Here is a 20,407-nt window from a genome sequence, read left to right on the forward strand (position 1 = left end):
AAAATGCTCCGTGTCTATAACACTATTCTTTGAATAATAAAAAAAACTTACCATTAAATAAATTCCAAATACAATAAGAATCATCCTACATATTTTTAACAACCAGTCAAAACTTTCTTTTAGAAGATTTCTATTTGAATTTCTATCCTGCGAATTGTTCGATTCCAATTTTGGAGGTTTGGGAGTTATCTGATTGTACTTCGTATTCGGACTATATCCTCTCATAATCTCTTTATTTTTTATGTTGTTTACTTAAAGTATCTACTTTTAAGGTGTCTTTTGAACTATCGGCAATACTTGTAGAATATTGGTGTTTCTTGCCTTTGTCCATTTGTTTGACATTTGCATTTAAGATGTTTGACAAATAATTCGTATTAAATAAAAATATTAAGCCAACAACTATTATTAAAGAAATTATAATGCCGATATTTCTACGTGATTTTTGTTTGCGAACAACATATTCTTTATAACATTCAGCACACAATCCTTTTTCTGTATAAAGTTCATTGACATTCTTTCCACATTTGTTGCAAAACAATTGTGGAGTTTCTGATATTACAGAACCATCCTTTATCTTGTGTGAATCAGCAATTTGTTTTTCGTAACATTCAGTACATAAACCGTTGGGGTGTATTTGCTTAGTTTTTCTTCCACATTTTGAACATATATGACAAACCGAGACATCTTCGTAAGACCGATAATCATAATTTCTTAATGTAGCATTCATTAAAGGAAAATTATCTTCTATAACTTGTTCTCTGTCTGATATTCCTATTGCTATAGACATATTTCCTTTGTATGCCAGTGCCTCTGATAACAATTTCTTGGAAAGTCGTGGAGACAAAAACACCCTACAAATATTTAAGTCGTTATTTAAAGTACCTCCAGACAAAGGATTTATTACAACCTTCGAAACATTTATGGGAATGTCAAGTTCTATATTTTCATTGTAGTGGAAAGTAAACGAACTCCATTTGGGAACAATATACTTCTCATACAATTTAATATAAAAGTCAAGTGAATATGGAATGGTTTGTACGACATCATTTGTTTTCTCAATTATTCCAAAGAATCCTCTAACACGGCCATTTGTTTTTTCCAAACAGTAATCTGCGGAAAGAACACTATTTAAACAGGCAATTCCATAAAGTATTAAATCATCTTGTCTAAAATAGACATACACAGGATCTTTGAGATCTTCGTCTGCCGTATTGTTTAATAACGCACTTATCCTACCCAAGCACATATCTTGTATTGGTTGAGGACAGATTGAAGCATCAACACCATAGATATTTCTATAGTCTATGTTTTTGGTACGAGTATAGCAAAATATATATTTTCGTGTCATATTTTAGTCTATTGAAAATGCTTCTTTACCATTGTCATAAAATGAAATTTTTCCTGCAAATACTTTTCTAATAGCTGACATAACCTTGTCTGTATTCGTTTTGTCAGGAAAAATTTCATATTCTGCATCCAAATATGCATAGAATGCAAATAGCATCGGAATATGTATATTGTTTTGAGTACTTATATCTAATTGACCAATAATACTATTGTTATCCCCCTTGTCAAGACCAGAACCTAAAGAAACTGTTGTAATTCCAACAAAAAGTCTATTGCCGAAGGAAAACAATGCAGACAACAAATCTTTAACTAAGGAAATGCCATTATTAAGTTCTTCCTTTGAGGCAAAAACGTCTGACTTGGTTATTACGATTAATACGGGTGGAATATCGGTTTTATTTTGGATTCGTTGATAAAGGATATTCTCCATTATAGAGATTTCATTTATCGCCGCCAACTTTTCAGAAGCTTGTGTTTCTCCTCTATGAGTTGCGTCCTTATCCAACTCATCCATTGCATTTAAGACGGTAGTTCCATCAATCAAGAATGTTATAACCGCAGTATCCGATAATGATTCTATAAAGCTATCACGGTCTATCTTGTCTTGTTTCCCCATGCCATTTAACATACCGCCTCTATAATCATCCATTGTCAGTGACGATAGCTGTAGACTTGCATCTTGACTTTGAAAATGGATTCGGAAATCATAAGATGTTGTTGTATCAGTTCCCTTAGGCCATTCTCTTTCTGTTGCCATACTCATAAAATTATTATCTAATTCAAGTTGTTTGGCAATATCATTAGTTTTCAGTGACACTCTACATCCATTTCCCAAATTGCAATTCTTTAGAACTTGTGACATCGCACTTATATAGCACGTCTTTCCTGATCGTGATACTCCTAATATGCTTATTTTCATTTTTTAGAATTTTAAAATTGAAGTTTGTTGTATTGTGAATGCTCCCTTGCAAGCCGCAAACAATGAGTCTTCTGTACTTTTGGGGGCTATGATATCTATTTTTTCTGAATTTCCTGTATTGAAAAACAATTTTAATATTTTTTCTATATAAGGTATTTGTGAACAACCTCCTGTCAATACAATTTTCTTAATATTGTCCATTGAATCGCCAGAGTCTTTTATGCAAGCGAGACATTCGTTCAGCGTTTCTTCTAAAGGTTTGTTTATCATTTCATTAAATTTTTCTCTGGAAATAGAATAGATATAATCCGTAAAAGGAACACTTGTCACAACATGTTCTTCAGTCGATAAACATTCCATTATCATACGGCTAACCCTATCTATGTTCTGAACTTGGATTATCTGTGCAAAAGAATCATATTGTAATTTGGATTGCTCTTCTATGTCTGAGTATATCATATTACAGAACACTCTTCCTCCAATACCTTTTATATATTTATTTGCTATAGAACGAAATACATTTTTATCTCGTCTTACAACCGATATAACAGTGCCATTATACCCAATGTCAAAAACAAGTGCAGACTCATTGTTGCTTAAATTCAACTTTCTATAGCAAGTAGAAACATCAGATGAAATGAAATCTAAATTGTATATGCCATTATGCATCCAAGCCTCTCGCATCACTTTTTTTCTGGGATCAACACTTTGGAAATAAGGTGGCACAATCATTGCAACATTTGAAACAGACTGCTTATACGAAGAAACTATCAGATCTTTTATAAAAGCAAATAATTTCTCATATATTTCTTCAGTCTTGTTGTCTGATGGCATCATTTCTGACAAATAAATACGCTCGCCATTGTTGATGTCACACAATTCCGCCAAATTGCCAAAAATGATTTGCCCTGATTTTGCAACATAAGCTAAAGATGGAATAATATTGGGTGACAAAGAGTCACCTAATTTTACCATCTCCACCTTTCCATTGTTTTGAATGGCCACTTTTATGCCATAAGCACCTATTTCAACAGCTATATTCATATGTTATTCACCATAAAAAAAGGCATGCGCCATATTTAGAATCTCCTTAGCTTCTTTCTCTTTTTGTGCCATTTCGTCTATACGTTGTCCAAGAACCTTGTATGATTCAGACATTACTTTGCACAATTCTGCATCTTTGGGTTTTCTAATTCTTGCCACATTATATTGGATATTCCAATAAGAAGCACGTTCAGAAGCCTTTGCACGCATATCTTGTACGTTACTTTTAGGATCAAGTGAAAGTTTGTCTATAACCGAATTGCCGTTCTCACCGCAAATCATTTTGTATTCTTCTACCATATTCTTTTCCAAATGATTAAAATCACCATTATATATTTTTGCCAGATAATGCCATTCTGCATATTCATGGATAGACATCAACATGGTCATTATTTTTATCTGTACTTTGTCTATAAGCTCTTTTGTGAAAATGTCATTTGTAGCATTTCTGACTTTCTCACATGTATGGATGATTTCCGAAACATAATTTTGTGTTTTTATCAAAACAGCTCTATCACGAAAATGTGCCAACAAGATTTTTCTGAACTGTTTAAAACCACTTATTTGTTCTAAGTATAGAGCCAAGTCTTCCGGCAAACAACTATTGTGCTGCTTGATAAATGTAACAATTGCATACAAACCGTATAATCCATAATGCCCTATAAGTTGTTTTAGTTCCTCTTGCGTCAGTGTAATACAACCCGCTCCGGCTAAAAAATGTCGTTTAGATTTAAACATATTCTCAATGTTGTTATCATCCAACTTAGCCAAATTCGACAATAAGGAGAAATCCTCCTTCACAAATGTTGATGCTAAAGCCAACATTGCACTGATTGGTTGTATTTCAAAAAAAGTCGTATTCAATATTGGATTCTCTCTTTTTAAATCCTCTATAACCCTTCTACAGACACTATATGGATTTTCCTTTTCAGAAAATTTCCAACATTCATCCATTTTTGCCAACATACCTATAGCATTTAATGGATTTAGATTAAATAGTCGTTGTGTTTCTGAAGCCTTTTCCTGAAATTTAGAAAGTGTTTCCATATCTTCTGAAAGAATGCTTTTCGTAAACAACATTATTACTGCATCTGGCTTGACTTCTTTCAAAAAAGATATTGTGTTCTCAGAATCCTTACGGTAATATGAATATAACCCTGGGGTATCAATGATATTGACATACTTTAGAATTTCAGAAGGGTAAGGAACTTCAATATACTTGATTTTATCAATATATTGTTTTGGTTCTTCATTTTCAATAGCTTCCTCATCACTAAGTCTATTAGCCAATCTTGTCCACTCTTTTCGTGGCTTAATATCAAATGTTCCATCTTTGAACACTATTTTTATGTCATCATCAAGACTGCCATACTTCAACCAATTGACATTGTACGTAAGTTCTGCTTTTCCTGTTGCAACAATGTCCGAAGCACCTAATATAGCATTTACCAAAGTTGACTTAGAACTGCTTATTTTACCAATGATAGCCAGCTGAATCGGTGCATTTAACTTATTTATTGCATTATCCAAACAATTGCTAATCTCTTGACTACATCCACCAAGTATTTCTTTGGATGCAACAAGGGTGTTGTACAACTGTTCATTTATATAACTTATTGTATTTCTCATTTAATGAAATGAGTTTGAAAGTAGAACTTTTGCCTGTACTAAAGCAGTATTTAATACTTGTAGTTTACTTTCTAATTCTTTACGTCTATTTGCTATTGCTAAACTGTCTTGCTGACATTTTTTGTAGTTTTCTTGCAAATCAACCATCTGAGCATTCAACTCTTTTGCCGTTCCTTCAAAATAATCAGTTATAGCTGTATTAAATTCTTCAAATCTCGCATTAACATAGGTTTGAATTTCGTTTGTCAAAAGTGAGATACGTGGAGCCAGTCTCTGTCGCATTTCAGCAATCCTACGAGCATTTTTTTCACATCTTAAAGATTGCCATATAAATGCAGCACCAGCAACAATTCCTACAGGCAATGCAACCGTACTGATTAAAGATCCTAATCCTACAGACAAAGAACCCAAAGCAGTACCTGTTAGAGCAGTCCCTAAACTACTAAAAAAACCACCAGTTGCAGAAGCGATACCCCAACCAATACCTCCAACTGATAAACCTGGAAGCACTTGGCGCACCATGCCACAAGTTACCTCTCCATCCTTGCGCTCTCTTCCTTTGAGATTAGCCACCATTTGACCATTAAATGAATATTGATCAATATTCAAATCCTTCTGAATAATTTCTAGCGAATCTTCGAACGCAAAATTGATTTCTTCATCAATATTGTCAATAAGATTCTGTATATTCTTATTTATCTCATCCAAGACCCATTTGGCTCCATCATCTTCGACAGCTCTGTCATCATTCAATATATCATCCAATTTTTCGGATGATAAAAGCACACTGCTTTTGGTGATTTCAGATAACACATTTGCATGCGCCTCTTTCAAAACTAAAGATACTTGTTTCTTAATTTCTGAACCATCATTTTGCAATCCATATAACATACTTTGAAGTTTCTCCCGACTCGCAATAATTTCCTTTATTTTATCTGAATTAGGGGCTGAAAGATTCGCTATTTCGTTTTTTATAATTGACAAAATGCTTTGTAGTTCATCAACTAAAGTTTTCTTAAGAACCTGCAGCAATGACAAGCGATAAGTATAACAGATCTCATCTATAGCCTTTTCGATAAGTTTATGGCATGATGCTTCTCCATCAATCTTGTCATGTGACTGATTATATTCTTGCCACAAATAAGCTGACACTGGAATTACGTCTATATTGTCAACATCACAATAGGAGCAAACCTTCTTTTTGCAATCATTAATGGCTTCTTCTATTTCGTCATCTTCTAATTCATCTACACGATTTAAAATTACCTTATATGCTTTTGATTTGGGTAATATATCCGTTTTAAGAAAATCCAGTTCAATTGTAGTCATAGGTTCTCCAACCGATACCATATAGAAAATCGTGTCGGTTTTAGATATTGCACTTAATGTCAAAAATCTGTGTCTTGGATTTAAACCTCCAACACCTGGGGTATCAATGATTGTCAACCCATTTTTCAAGCGAGCACATGGTACCTCAATCACAAGCATAACTGTATTGTCTATTTCAAGGTTTGAACCTTTTGCATATTGCTTTATTTGCTCGTATTCTATTTCTTCCTCTTTAACTCCATTCTCTGTATCATAAAAACGAGTTACTTTATGCTTTTCTCCATATTTTATAATAGAAACTGTTGAAGTCGCAATATGTTCATCGGTTGGACATAGGGGTATGTCCAACAAAGCATTAATAAAAGTTGATTTTCCACGTTTGAACTCTCCACAAACCATTATTGTAGTTTGGTTTGAGGATAATTTTGAAAACAACTCATTGATTGTATCAATAGCCATTTTCTTATGATACTCGTTAAATATCTTGCAAACATTATTGAATATACTTTTTAAGCGAGTTGTCGTTTCTTGAATATTTATCATTTCTGCCAAATGTTATAGGTCAAAACAATTGTCGTAAAATGCCGTACCAAAATCCAAGTTGTTGTAGTTGCAATAATCCAGCATCATTAGCTGCTGATTATACACATCTATCGAAGCCATATCAGTGATTGGGTCTAATGAGCCTATCGTTTGGTTAAGATAATTATAATAATCGATATTTGTCATTTCTGACAAACCATTTGTTGCCATATAATCATCCCAACTTAACTCTGGGTTTACATTTATATGATTAAGTCCAGAATTGAGAGTATCACACATTGCCGATTGAATGGTATTAAAATCCAAGTAGTTGTTAAATTCATATTGGGGAGACCAAATCTGCGACAATGGTATCTCATTATGCGCTACATCAAAGTAAGCATCAACCAACGATGACATAGAAGGATTATAAGCAATGTTTCCATTAATATCAGTAATAGGAGCAGGGAGTCCCGTACTAATATCATTAAATATTTGGAATTGAGAATAGTCTATACCTACAACATTATCTATATGTCCACTTTGATAGTTAAAGTTTTCCATGCCACTTACATTTTGGGGAGCAGCAACATCAGTTGATACCATATAGCATTGAGTATCAGACCAAGCGTCCATAAACTGGTCCAAAGGATAAGGTTTACCGTCTTCACCACTTCCAGGGTCTTTTACTATAACTTGTATATTGTTTGGATCACGAGTGTCTATTCCTGCAACAATCAATGCATGATTGCCTCCTTGCTCTCCAAAAACATCATTGAACCAATTTGACAATTTTTCGTTAATGCTTGAATTGTGCCATAATTCATCAGCATCAACGCCAACAATGACTTCATGTCCCTGTGCCAATTCATTGACCAAGTTAAATACATTTGCATCAGATTGTTTTGACACAGGTATACCGGCAAGATTAAGCAAATTGCCAACATCTTCAGGAGACGTACCACCTCCATTATACCAGCCATTTGCATTGGCTGCTTGTACTAACTCTGTTTCAGAAACATCTATTCCGAAATCCTTAAGGATCAATTGTTGCGACTTAATTGCACAAGTATCTGGATAAAGTTGCTGAACTTCTGGATTATAATATTCTGACATAACTATATTCTTTTGATTATATAAAACTTAATGGTAAGAATTATCACAAAGTAACCATTATTTATCTTATAATTTTTCCAAAAACGCACTCGGCACATACGCTGTCACCACCGTTACCAGTTCTTCCAGCACAACAGCCACTCTCTGTTGTCCTTGCCATCTTGCAACTCTGCCTACCACTCCTTTGAATGCTCCGTCTATTACTCTCACCATCTGTCCTTGCTTGAACTTTGGCACTTCGGCTAATGACACGATTGTGTTATCCGCATCGGCAGCACAGATGATTTTTAAACTATCCATCTGATAGTCAGGAACTATCATAGGAATCTTCTCTATTCTGCGACCAACGTGGACGTGTCGATAATAAAAACGAAGGAATGGGAGGTTTACGTTGTCGTAAACAAAAGATTTGAGTTGTTCTTCTGTACCGTAGGCGAAGAAGATATTTGGTAAACGAGACTCGGTAACAACTTTGCGCTTACCTTTTATAAGTTTTACAGTGTCTGTAGTAGGATAGAAAGCCGTGATGCCTTTGGCTGTCATATAGTCGTATGCCTTTTTCTCTCTACCATAGGTAGTGCGTAAAGCATACCAATGAGGAATTTCTTCCTCTTTTTGTACTTTAGACTTACTTAATATATGGACACTTCTGGTGGACACCCCTGTTTGTGAACTCTCAGCGGAAACAGTGCTTTGAGCTTCGGGGAGGGCGTTGGAGGTAAGTCCAGCGCAAGGAGGGAATTCACCACCTCCTGGGGTGTGTACATCTTCTGATGTCCATTCATCGACTTTCATATCGGTGCTAACTTTTTTCTAGACAGAAATCCGTTAAATTGCGACAAAAAAAAGCGTGGAATCGTCCTGTTGTCTATTCCACGAACTGAGGCTCTTCCAACTGCCTATCAAAGTTGAACAGACAACGTCAGAGCCCACGCCGATATGAAAATCATTACCGTAAAGAGACCTATATAAAGACTGCGTCCAAAAGGATACAATCTATGCTTACAGGTCTCCACGGGATTGATATAATCACACCCGGGACATCTACCGTTGACCATATTCGAGACTTTGATACTGATAGTTTTGGAAGATTTCAGTTCGCCTTAAACACAGCGTCGATAAACGCCTTCTATGTCTGGATTGCCTTCCCACCCAATGCCCGCTTTCGTATAGATATGTCATGGTTGGCTTCACTACACTCAGCACGGCGTAGGCTGCCGACTCGGTTATCATGAAAGAACTCGTCTTACAGCGACAACTGCGGTCTGGCTATACAATCCGACTGCAAAAATACGAAAATTTATTGAGAAAAGACAAGAAATGGCAGGAAATACAAATACTATAACACAAATTTAAGACTATTTAAGCCAATACGCTTGAATATCTCGATTATTTTGTGTAATAAAGCGCACTGTAATAGATGACAAACATTCTAAAATATGCAAACTGCGCTACAAATAGAAAGCAAAAAGCGCACAGAGTGATACAACCATTTGGTATTTCTTCCCTGTACGCTATTATATAATTAAGGTGTAATGCTTAACTGATACCTCTCGGCATCGTTCCATTCATCACGATAATCGTCGTTCGCCCCTGCTTTCCTGGAGTAGCTTGACATTCTTTGCGATTTCCTATCTTTTCAACAAGCCATCTTCTGAAAAGCAATGCTTGGTAAGTATCCACTTGCCATGCAATGGCGACTATCACGTCTAAGCTATAGACATCAGCTGAATATCCATTTTCAAGTTTGATGTATTGTGAATGCTCAAAATCCTTTAGGACACCTTGCTTCCAAATTCGCTTGATAGCATTATTCACAAATGTACCTGTCACATACAACAGTTCTGCTATTTCCCAAGCAGTCATCCATACCTCACCATGATGTGGAGCGTAGATAACCATGTTTTCCTGTATTGTTATCACTTGTCGTTTCATACTATGCCTTTTTTGTGTTTGTATTATCGCTGCAAACATTCCCGAATGTGAATTCCTCAATGTGATTGAGTTGTTGGGACAACTTTTCTACATCCTTGCTCAACTTTTCCTTGGTAATCTTGGCGTACACTTGCGTGGTCTTGATGTCTTTGTGACCAAGCATGGAACTTACTGTTTCTATTGGTACACCATTGGAGAGGCAAACCGAGGTTGCGAACGAGTGCCTTGCCACGTGCCAGGAAAGTGGCTTGGTGATACCGCATTTCTTTCCCAATCTTTTGAGCGAACGCAGACAATTTCTATAAGGTGGTACAGGAAAGACTCTGCCATCCTTGCACAATCCACGATATTTCTCCATTATCTGCTTGGGATAGTCAAGCAACTTGATGTCGGCTTCCGTTCCTGTCTTCTGTCGGTGGATAACAATCCACTCGCCATCGTCAAAAAATGTCTTGATGTTCTCTTCCTTCAAGTTGTACAGGTCAATGAATGCGAGACCTGTGAAACAGCAAAATAGATACAAGTCACGCACCAACCCCATATGTTTTCTGGTGATAGGAGTTTCCATCAACAGGTTAATTTCTTCTTTTGTCAGAATCTCCCTTGTTGTTTCCTTGTTCTTGTACTCGTATCGTCTGAAAGGGTCTTTGACGAGCCACTCGTTATCAATCGCCCGAAAAATCATGGCACGGAGATTACGGACAAACACCATTGCGGAATTTATCTTCAGTTGCTTGTCTATTCTAAGGAATGTCTCATAGTTCGTAATAAACGGCAGGGACAATTCTTTCAAGGCAATGTCCTTTACACGATAATGCGACTGCAAAAACTCGCCCACGTAAGCACAACCGATTCTATATTTTGTGAATGTGCTCAAAGATTTCATGCCAGCCTTGTATTGTTTTTCCATTTCATCCCTGCTTTGCTCATAGACTTTCATCAAGGTATGGCAGCGATACTCCAATCCAAGAAAGGCGTTCTTAACCTTGTCGGCAGTGACGAAGTTGTCTCTGTCCATAATCTCCTGATAATGCTTACTGATACTCACACGCATTTTGTCCAATTTGCGGTTCACTTCCAAAGCCTGCATACTCTTACCTATCATGCGTCCGCCCTTGGTATCCCACAAATTGGGATTCGCAGTCATCTTGCAACTGAACTGTGCCTGTGTTCCGTCCACAGTGATACGTCCCATAACTGGAACTGTACCATCTTTCTTTACTACCTGTCTTTTGAGGTAGAAGATAATTGAAAATGTACTCTTCATAACGTCATTCTTTTTTGCGTTCAAAATTAATACATGAAGAGTCTTTTCTTGCTACGCATTTCACGGCATTTCACGGCAAATTTGGTTCGTAACCAAAAACCTTACGTTGCTCATTAGTAACTCACTATAAATCAGAGCGTTCAAATCCAATTCGTAACCTTCCTTATTCTTCCGAACCTCAACATTCCCCATTTGGGGTATAGGTTACGGATAGGTAACATTCCTCTGTCTCATCTTGTCGTATTCCCATCTTCGTCTGTCCTCGCCACTTTTAACCAAAATGAGGAAAGTAACTGATAACCAGTAAACTTTCCTCATTCTTCTCTCAAACACTTTTTATATGCACTTTCACGTCGGAAAAGTCACTTTTAGCTTTATCAGAGTAGTAATCTATTATCCGGTTACTACCTTCCTTATCCTGTTTATTTTATAACCTTCACACGCTTGCCATTCTGCATCTCGATGATGTTCAGGCCCTTCTGCATACCATTAAGGCGCATTCCGTTGGCATTGTAAATAGAGCGGGTGGCAGTCTTGTCGGTAAGGGCGGAGTTGATGCCTGTGGCAACTGTAGGCACTGCCATATCGGCATTCATCACACTGCCGTTCGCACCATTTAATATTTCCACCACAAGGCGCAGTTTGTCCTTGTCCTGCACGAGCGGATTGCCCTCAAGCTCGAATGTACCGCTCACAGTATATTCCTTACCCTTAACTATACTGCCCTTCTTGTCTAAGTCTATGCCAAATAACGGAAAGGATGTGCAGTCAATCACCACGTTGTCATACTCTAATCCCTTAACAGACTTATCTGCCTCAAGGAAGTCTTTGAAATCGTCATTGAAGATGGAATATTCTCCAGAAACGAGATTGTACATATCCCAACCGTCTCCTTCACCCTTCATGTCGTCGTGCACAAGATATACAGAATAACTATATGGGTTTCTGTCCCTGTCATAATTGAATGTAGTGGTGAATGAATAAGAGATGGCTGTCTTCTCTTCGTCAACGAACGATGCTGTCAGTTTAACATCTCCCTCGGAAGTGCGTGCCAAGGCTGCGTCCATCGCCTTGTCATTGGTGAACGGCAATTTATATTCGCCATCCTCAATTACATAAGACCCATAGGGTGTCAGATAGCAATAGCGTCTGTCAATTGTCATCGACACTGGATTATTGTAATAAAAGAGGAACAATGACTTGGTTTTATCAACTGACATCGCATCTGAAATGTGCAGGCCCAAGGGAATATAGTCATCCCCATACAGTTCCTTCAGCTTTTTGTCGGCTACAAGTACCATTGGCGACAAACCGTGGTTGACGTTCTCAAAATAATAAACCAATGACTTGCGGTGGGATGATTCAGCCACTGTAAATAGTCTGCAGCTGTCTGCCACAGTTCTTTCGCAGGTGTTGGGTTGTCCATTGACTTTTGATATTTCAAAATCGAACGAATGCCATCCCTCTTCTTTGGGGAATGACAGTGTCAATGGCATATATCCAATCGATTTAGCTAATACAGGCTCTTCGGGAGTATAGTTGCCTTCCTTTATGGTCTCGCCGTCAATGGTGATCTTGTAGTCAAAGTCAGTCATCTTGTGTCCCGACTCGTTTAAGAATGCCAAGCCCATGTCAAGTTTCTCATTGGGCGTACCGAATATCTCATAGAAATAGTAAGGCATTACACTGTTCTTTGTGGCATCTTTTGACTTTAGCCTAAACAAGGCATAAAGAGGACCGTATTCTTCTCCGTAGTAATACCAGTCACCATCACCGATCTTGATCTGTAATGATTCCGATTCGGCTGGAATCACATTATAGTCGGCGTCCACGAAGGCAGAAAATAAGGGAAATTCACCATCTTCCTCGATGTCGAATGAATATCCCATATAGGCACCGTATTCAGGCACAAGGAATGGCTCCTTGAACTCAACCTCCAAGGTGTAATTGTCATCATCAGGGACTACGACTTCCACCACATTCTCTGGATTTTTTTTACTTTCGCCAATCCACACCTTCACTTTTTTGCCGGCGAATGTGCTTCTGTCAAAAGTGAGAACGACTGCATCAAATGTACATCCCTCATACGTTGCAGGAATCTCTGTTGCCACTGAATAAGAGCCCTTTTTCGTATAATACCATCGACATGGAAAAAAATCATCAGGCATCTGATACAATGGCATGTAATCGCTTTCTTCAAAATCGTCAATGATTCCAGGCGCCCTTGTCGGGGCTTTGCTTTCTGGATTAAACTTACTGACGCGTTGAATGTCCTTCTTCAGTAATTCACCTTCGCGAATCTGCATTTTCTGAGTTGCCGTATTAAGCAAGGCATCTCTCAACTCATTTCTCTTAAACTGCGCAGTAGCTGTCGATGCAATAAAGACAGCCAAGGCTACTAATAGACTTCTTGTTGCTGACATAATTGAATAGTATTTAATTAATTAATCCACTTTACTTTTTCACCTAAATTATATTTATATGCTTGACATGTGTCGAGTTATAATTCCGCTGCAAAGTTACGAATAATAACCGAAAGTCACTTGTCAATAAAGAAAAACTTTCGGTCAATAAAGAAAAAAGTGACTTTTCACGTCGGAAAAGCCACTTTTATTATTAATAATGATTATTATTCAGCCACGAGTCGTACAGGGCGAATGACACAGCCTGTCATCCTGCGGCATGTCGTGAACACTCCCGCAGAGCCTTCTCCAAATCCCATACCCCATATATTATAAGGTGTACCAAGGGTAGAGCTGAGATAATTACCCTGAATGCCTACATAGAGGAATTCCTTCTCAATTATTCTACCTGTTGCAGGCAGGAAGATGTAGTTGTCAGGATTCGACTTGCTTGAAATCTTCATTCCCGGTTTTCCCGTCTCGTCGATGAAGGTCATTTTCATTTCTCCGTCCTTGCCCCATGTAACCGATTGGTTGTTGGCATCCAACAGGGCTTGCCATACGGCACGCGACGGAATCTGCCAGTCGCCTCCGAGCAAGTTGTGGGCAGCATCATCTTCTGCCGACAACTGCTCGTTCTCGTTTTGGTATTTCGTGTATCGTGTTCCGTCATAATATTGCGCATTACCCAATGTATATCCATCCGTCTTGCCCGAAATCCATGCCGTGGGAGACAAAGATGTGGCAGTGCGCTCGTATGCTGTACACCATGGTTCAGGAGCTGCCCATGAGAAAAAGTCGCCGAAGTCACTCTCAGCCTTGGCAAGCCCCCTCGCCGTCAGGTTGGTCTTGGCAAAGATAAGTCTGTAGTTCTTACCGTCGATGTTAAACACTCCCATATCCACCTGTTGCGAAGGCTCCACCACTCCATTCTTTTGGATAACATAAGAGCCTGCCTTGTTGTCGTTGTCATCGTCGGAACATGCCGACAATGTCGAAACTGTAAATACGCCTGCTATCGCAAGCCACATTACTGCAAAAAGAGTCTTCTTCATTTTTTATTCATATTACTAATTATTTTGGTTATCAATGACGATTATTATCTTATTCGCTCTCTGTCGAAGCCTGTCGGGTGTAAACCCTGGAGAAGTTGTGCCCTACCATGGTCATCTGAAATGTTTTAACGCTTTGTATGTCATAATTTTCATTGTTTAATCATATTATTACTTCTAATTCAAATTATTGGCTGCAAAGTTACGAAAAATATCCGAAAGTCACTTGTCAATAAAGAAAACTTTCGGTCAATAAAGAAAAAAGTGGCTTTTCGCGACGGAAAAGCCACTTCATTCCTAATTTCTAATCCCTAATTCCTCATTCCTAATTTTTAATCCTCACCTTTCCACCTTTTATATATATGCCCTTCTCGGTCTTCATCTCAATGCCGCGGAGGTTATAGATTTGGTCGGGAACAATTGCTTTTGTCGATTCCTTTATGCTTTCTATTGAAGTGGCATTGCCAAGCGACACTTCAGCGGCATTCACTACGGTGCCTCCCTCATTGACAAGCATTGCCACAAGGTGAAGGTTGTTCTTGTCGCGGATGTCTATCTCCGACAAGTCGAGAGTGGTGCTGTATGTCTGTGGAACATTCTTGACAATTGGAGCCATTATGCTGCCATCAATGCCGGTCAATGCGCCCCAACATGCCCTTACTACATTCTCAAAAATATATCCCGGAATGATGGGCACTGCCTGTACAAACCAGTCAAACTCCTCGGGCAGTTCTTCCTCGCTGCCGCTGTAGGCATTTGAGATTGCCTCGTTCCACCAGTTGTCATCATCTTTGCCAACAGCCTGAATAGGGCTTTCCTTCAGATACAGCTCAAGATGATAGGGAGCATCCTCACGGTCATAGAGGAATGTTGTGGTCACATCCACGTCAATAGTTGTTCCCTCGTCGCTATGCCATCTTGCGTCGATGCCGACAGTGGCTTCCGAAGTGATGGCATTGATATAGTCGAAAGCCTCGTTGGTGGAGTAAACCATCTCGCCAGATTTCTCATAAAGATGATAGCCACGATAAGGGTCGATGGCTGGAAGAGCACGGTCGAAGCAGAAATTATTGAGATTGTTGTAATAGTACTTCCTCACCACTTCCTGATAGTCGGCGCATTCCCAATAGTCGTCGCTATTAGCACCAAGGATTATCGCCTTACCGCCGTAAAGTTCCTTCAGTTTGCGCTCGCCAATAATGTTAAGTGGCATCATGCCGAGTCCCGCCGACCTAAAGCTCTCCACGATGGTGTTTCTTGGTGCAGACTTCGGCACAGTGACAAGCATCAGCTTCATGCTCCTTGCGTCTGACGTATTTTCCACTCCATCCACCTTTGTAATATCTATGTCCATCGAATGGCAGCCATCAGTGTCGGGAGCGTCAATCTTGCCTACTATAGAGCTAAGTCCGAATGCCTTAAACTGATACTGGAACGTATAGGTGAATTCTTTTGCCTCGCCGCCGTCAATGCTCACGGTATAAGTCAATGACTGGATGTCCTTGGCACTGCGGTTCTTCACTGGCAGTATGTACTCAAAGTCCTTTTCGCCTGTCAGTTTCACGTATTCAGTCTTTTCATACAGAGCCACACTATTGTCCTCCACATTCCTTGCCTTTACGTGAGCCGTCACCGCAGCTGCACCGAATGTGTCGCCTAATGATGACCATTGCAGTTCCGGGCCTCCTTGTATGAACATACTCTTGTCAGCTGGTAAAGGCCATCCGTCAGGAGAGTCAGTCCATGTGTTCATGGCCGATGCCATTCCGTCGGTTGGTGTCACCTTATATCCGATGTAGGCACCTCCGAAGGGCACTATGAAGTCCTCTGGCAGTTTTGCTCTCACTCGCCATTTGCCCTGGGCATCGGCCTCGGTAGGCAGTTCTGTAGGAGTGAGCACAATGTCAAGGTTGTTGATGTCTTTACTCAGTTTGCGTGTCACAAAGAGTTTGATGTCTGTGAGTTGCGATATGTCGGAGGCATAGAACGCCACCTCGTCAATCACGCATCCCTCCATATCCTGAGGAATCATTGCAGCCACATTAACCTCGGCTGTAGAGAATGTACCCATAGACCATAGATAGCCTTCCGGCTGGTCGTTCCACCAGTAGTTTTCCTCTACCACATGCTTTTGTGCCATTGCAGAAGCCGCTATTGTCAGCATAACTGCAATCAATAAAAAGCTTTTCTTTTTCATATAATAATTATTTTTGTTATTTTCAAAAACGCTGCAAAGTTAATTGGAAAAAGGGAAACAGGAATGTCAAAACGGAAAAAAGTTACAAATTCACCGTTATTTTGAGCATTCTGTCTCGTCGGTGTTGTCGTCGTAAAGCAGACTGCGTGTTCCTGTGGTATAGCTATTGAGCACAAGGTTGTCATCCTTGTCAAAGGTATTTCCTTCGACGGCGTGTCGGGGTTGTCGCCGATGTCGTCGTCGTCACTGCACGATGTGAATCCTAACACACACATTGCTGCCATCAGCAGCATAGGGAACCATTTTTTCTTATTCATACGCTTCTTTTTATAAATTAAATGCCCACTCGAAGCCCCCTTGGGGAAGCTGGAGGGGGCTTTGAGCTTCGGTCTTCAAGCCTATACTATCTTCTAACCCTCACCGTCGCCTTTCCGTTTCGCCTCTCAATATAGAGCTGGCGTTTGTCGGCGGGTGCGGTGATGCGCTGTCCGTTGAGGTTGTAGTACTCCGATGGGCCGTCGTTGTCAGTTGAGATGGAAGTCACTGAGGTGCCGTTGCGCTTTAGCTCCTCGGCAAACTTGCTGTCAGGAACAATCAGCGAGTCGGTGTAGAGCGAGTCGATACAGGTGGGGTCCGATGCCTCCATGTCTTCCTTGAATCTCGCCCTCAGTTCGGTGAGGAAGCGCACTGTGGGCAGTCAACTCGTCCTCTCGCCAACTGGTCATTTATAACTCACTCTTCGACCTTATGGTGAAGTTGGAAGCGGAAGTGAAGTCGATGAGTGTCTTTCTATTCGGCAGCGTTTCCTTAATTTTCTCAAGTTCACCGGGAACACGTGCAGCCGGCACGCCTGACAATCTCCTGTAGAAGCCTTCTACGGCACCCTTTATGTTGCCTTCCGCGTTCTTCATGGTCACCACATACACCACTTTGATGTCATACTTCTCCTTGGTCAGTTCCTGGTTCTTTGGCTCTATGCTAAGTGCCAGACCCACCTTGGCGGGATAGGAAGTGATGGTCTTCGACCAGTCGTACTTGGTTTTTGTCAACTGCGTTGCAGCTCCCAGTCCGCTGTTGCCGTATTCCTGCAGGTTTACGGTAGCCAAGCTGAGGACATCGTCGCTCACCTCGATTTCCACGGAATAGGTTATCTTGTCGCTGCCGCCGCTTGTGTTGTTGTCGTCATCGTCTGAACACGAAGTTAAAGTCACTGTTAGGGCTGCCGCTACGACAAGCCACATCTTCATAACAATTGTTTTCATTCTTTTTTTATTTTAAAAATAATAATCACATATTTTGGCGCAAAGATACGGAAAAACTTCGAAAGAGGCTTGTCAAAACAGCAAAACATTTGTCAAAACGGAAAAAAGTGAGTTCTTAGGGCTGTTTTTACCGTTTTTTCTACCTTTTTTGCAATGTTTTCCCTTCTTTGGCTACTCGTTTTCCTCCGCCTTCGTCATTTTCTCGAAGAGATATTTCCTTGGGTTTATTCCCTTGAATTTCGCAAATTGGCGGTAGAAAGACGAGATGGAATTAAATCCGCTCTTGTTTGAAATGTCTATTATCGTCTGCTTGCTGTCCTGCGGCAAGGCATCCATAATACGGCACGCCTCTTCCACACGATACTTGTTAACAAAGTCGTGGAACGACATGTTCAGGTTGCTGTTCAGATATTCGGAAAGATAGGTTTTGTTGGTGCCTATCTTTGTAGCCAGGTCCATGATAGTGAGTTTTGGCATGAGGAAGAGCTTCTCTTGTTCCATTAACAGCGGAATGCGCGACTCTATGTATTTGTAGCGTTCTTGCTTCCGCATGTCGGCCTCTGTCTCCGTCAGTCCTGTCTCGTCGGTGTCGCCTTGCTCCGTTTCGAGCTCTTCTTCCGCAGCCTCTTCGCCCATGGTGTCGTCGGCAGGACTGCCATTATTCAGGAAGAACATTTTCAGCACCCTGTGCCTTTGGGCGAACATAAACACTATAGTCCACAACACCATGCCTGAGATGTTGAAAATGACATCGCTGAGCCACACGGTGTTTTGGAACATCAGTTCGTAGAGGACGAAAGAGCCGAAATAGGCATAGCACGACAGCATCACCCAAACGACATCCACATTCTCGGTGTAGGAATAGTTTTCATACAGCATTTTGCGGTATCTCACCGCAAACACAGTAACATAGACCAACGTTATGGCAGAAATGGCGAACGCCACACAGGAAGCGATTAGTTCAATCGCCTTGAAGGGCAAGAAAACGTAGATAAGGGCAAACGACGCGAGAAACGCCACCAAAGCCCATGTCTGCCGCATGGAAACTGCTCCCGGTCGAACCACTTCGAGGAAGAAGGCGGAAATCACGGGTATGTAAACCATGTCCAATATGCCGCAAATGTTGTTCAAGTGGGTGGAATATTTTATCGACGTGAAAGCGAACAGCACGTCTTTGGCATAGCAAACAGCAATGAGAAGCGATGAAAAATAGAGCAACTTCAGCATATAGCTGCGTTTCTCGTATTTCCTGAGCAGGAAGCACCAAAAGACAAAGAATATGGTCACGCCACCGCGAGTGTAGTGTGCCAAGGCTTCTATTGATTGTATGTCGAGTGTCATAGAATGAGCTTTTTGAAGTGTTTTTATTATTAATGAGAACCTACCTGCTTTACTTTTTTGCCTGTTTACGGCTATCCGACATTAATGTCAAACCCATAAAGAAGGAAGAACGTCACCATTATTCTTGTGCAAAGGTAGTATTTTTATTTCAAAAAAACGCACCCCGACATTCCACACGAAATGGAGATGCCGGGGTTCCACATTTATTAGCTATGAGAGGTATTTTTACATCTTTGCAATGATGCCCTTGGTCTCTTCAAGGAACTTCACAATGATGCCCACTTCCTTGCCGTCTGGCACCTGATCCTTAATCTGATGGATGGCATCGAAGAGGCTTGTCTGTCCGTGGAACACAAGACGATAGGCATTGGCAACGTGGCCGATGACATTCTCTGGAGTGCCGAGGTCCTCAAGAATCTTGCGGTTGATGCCACCATAGGCCACGGGGTTGTGGGTGGCTACGATGAACGGTGGCACGTCCTTGCTGATACGCACACCGGAAGTGACCATAGATCCACCACCGACACGCACGTTAGGATTGACAATGACACTCGACGAGAAGATGACACCGTTGAAAATCTCACAGTCGCCAGCCACCTTGGTACCATAGCCGAAGGTGCAGTAGTTTTTCACCTTTGTGTCGTGCGACACATGCACACCCTCCATGAAGAAGTTGCGGTTGCCAATGACGGTCTGTCCGTCGCTGAATGTGGCACGGTTGATGACCACATTCTCACGGAAGATATTCTCGTCGCCTATGACGAGCTGTGAGGCATCGCCACAGTAGTTGAAATCCTGCGGTTCGGCACCGAGCACAGTGTTTTGGAACACGCGGTTGCCGCGTCCCATTCTTGTGCCATTCATTATGCTCACGTAAGGATAGATGACACATTCGTCGCCTATCACTACATCGTCCTCAATATATGCAAAAGGATAGATGGTGACGTTCTTACCTATCTTTGCCTTTGGACTGACATGGGCTTTTTCACTTATATTGCTCATGAACTTTAATCTTTTAATTCTTTAATTCTTTAATTTCGTATTG

General features: G+C 40.4%; 17 protein-coding genes. All 17 read right to left on the reverse strand.

Going from position 1 to position 20,407, the window contains the following annotated elements; translation table 11 throughout:
• Positions 1-232: 232 nt before the first annotated feature.
• Positions 233-1,348 (reverse strand): hypothetical protein, encoded by a 1,116-nt coding sequence (locus CIK98_RS10745; protein WP_094384239.1) that lies wholly within the window; start codon positions 1,346-1,348, stop codon positions 233-235.
• 3 nt (positions 1,349-1,351) lie between these two features.
• A complete protein-coding gene (locus CIK98_RS10750) occupies positions 1,352-2,266 on the reverse strand; it encodes a hypothetical protein (protein ID WP_141210512.1) in 915 nt (304 codons plus the stop codon).
• A gap of 3 nt (positions 2,267-2,269) precedes the next feature.
• Positions 2,270-3,310, reverse strand: coding sequence for an Hsp70 family protein (locus CIK98_RS10755; RefSeq protein WP_094384241.1), 1,041 nt, complete (start codon positions 3,308-3,310; stop codon positions 2,270-2,272).
• Between the two features lie 3 nt (positions 3,311-3,313).
• Positions 3,314-4,939 (reverse strand): dynamin family protein, encoded by a 1,626-nt coding sequence (locus CIK98_RS10760; protein ID WP_094384242.1) that lies wholly within the window; start codon positions 4,937-4,939, stop codon positions 3,314-3,316.
• Positions 4,940-6,727: a dynamin family protein gene (locus tag CIK98_RS10765; protein WP_172409910.1), complete on the reverse strand. Its 1,788-nt coding sequence runs from the start codon at positions 6,725-6,727 to the stop codon at positions 4,940-4,942.
• Positions 6,728-6,823: 96 nt separating this feature from the next.
• A complete protein-coding gene (locus CIK98_RS10770) occupies positions 6,824-7,906 on the reverse strand; it encodes a C39 family peptidase (RefSeq protein WP_094384244.1) in 1,083 nt (360 codons plus the stop codon).
• Between the two features lie 66 nt (positions 7,907-7,972).
• Positions 7,973-8,701, reverse strand: coding sequence for a UpxY family transcription antiterminator (locus CIK98_RS10775; protein ID WP_094384245.1), 729 nt, complete (start codon positions 8,699-8,701; stop codon positions 7,973-7,975).
• A 744-nt stretch (positions 8,702-9,445) separates the two neighbouring features.
• Entirely contained in the window at positions 9,446-9,841 is a 396-nt protein-coding gene (locus CIK98_RS10780; protein WP_042517421.1) for a hypothetical protein, read from the reverse strand.
• Position 9,842: 1 nt separating this feature from the next.
• Complete coding sequence (locus CIK98_RS10785) at positions 9,843-11,108, reverse strand: site-specific integrase (RefSeq protein ID WP_094384246.1); 1,266 nt, start codon at positions 11,106-11,108, stop codon at positions 9,843-9,845.
• Positions 11,109-11,530: 422 nt separating this feature from the next.
• Positions 11,531-13,531 (reverse strand): hypothetical protein, encoded by a 2,001-nt coding sequence (locus CIK98_RS10790; RefSeq protein ID WP_141210513.1) that lies wholly within the window; start codon positions 13,529-13,531, stop codon positions 11,531-11,533.
• Between the two features lie 206 nt (positions 13,532-13,737).
• Positions 13,738-14,565 carry a hypothetical protein gene (locus tag CIK98_RS10795; RefSeq protein WP_094384248.1) on the reverse strand — a complete coding sequence of 276 codons (828 nt, stop codon included), beginning with the start codon at positions 14,563-14,565 and terminating at the stop codon, positions 13,738-13,740.
• Between the two features lie 322 nt (positions 14,566-14,887).
• Positions 14,888-16,759 carry an Omp28-related outer membrane protein gene (locus tag CIK98_RS10800; RefSeq protein ID WP_094382193.1) on the reverse strand — a complete coding sequence of 624 codons (1,872 nt, stop codon included), beginning with the start codon at positions 16,757-16,759 and terminating at the stop codon, positions 14,888-14,890.
• Positions 16,756-17,076 carry a hypothetical protein gene (locus CIK98_RS10805; RefSeq protein WP_094382192.1) on the reverse strand — a complete coding sequence of 107 codons (321 nt, stop codon included), beginning with the start codon at positions 17,074-17,076 and terminating at the stop codon, positions 16,756-16,758. Before CIK98_RS10805 ends, CIK98_RS10800 begins: the two co-directional genes overlap by 4 nt.
• Positions 17,077-17,162: 86 nt before the next feature.
• Positions 17,163-17,405: a hypothetical protein gene (locus CIK98_RS10810; protein WP_141210514.1), complete on the reverse strand. Its 243-nt coding sequence runs from the start codon at positions 17,403-17,405 to the stop codon at positions 17,163-17,165.
• A gap of 79 nt (positions 17,406-17,484) precedes the next feature.
• Positions 17,485-18,021 (reverse strand): hypothetical protein, encoded by a 537-nt coding sequence (locus CIK98_RS10815; protein ID WP_094384250.1) that lies wholly within the window; start codon positions 18,019-18,021, stop codon positions 17,485-17,487.
• Positions 18,022-18,192: 171 nt separating this feature from the next.
• Positions 18,193-19,362 (reverse strand): helix-turn-helix domain-containing protein, encoded by a 1,170-nt coding sequence (locus CIK98_RS10820; protein WP_094384251.1) that lies wholly within the window; start codon positions 19,360-19,362, stop codon positions 18,193-18,195.
• Between the two features lie 225 nt (positions 19,363-19,587).
• Complete coding sequence (lpxA, locus tag CIK98_RS10825; RefSeq protein ID WP_094384252.1) at positions 19,588-20,364, reverse strand: acyl-ACP--UDP-N-acetylglucosamine O-acyltransferase; 777 nt, start codon at positions 20,362-20,364, stop codon at positions 19,588-19,590.
• Between the last annotated feature and the right edge of the window lie 43 nt (positions 20,365-20,407).

It is taken from the genome of Prevotella sp. P2-180 (assembly GCF_002251435.1).
GTDB lineage: Bacteria > Bacteroidota > Bacteroidia > Bacteroidales > Bacteroidaceae > Prevotella.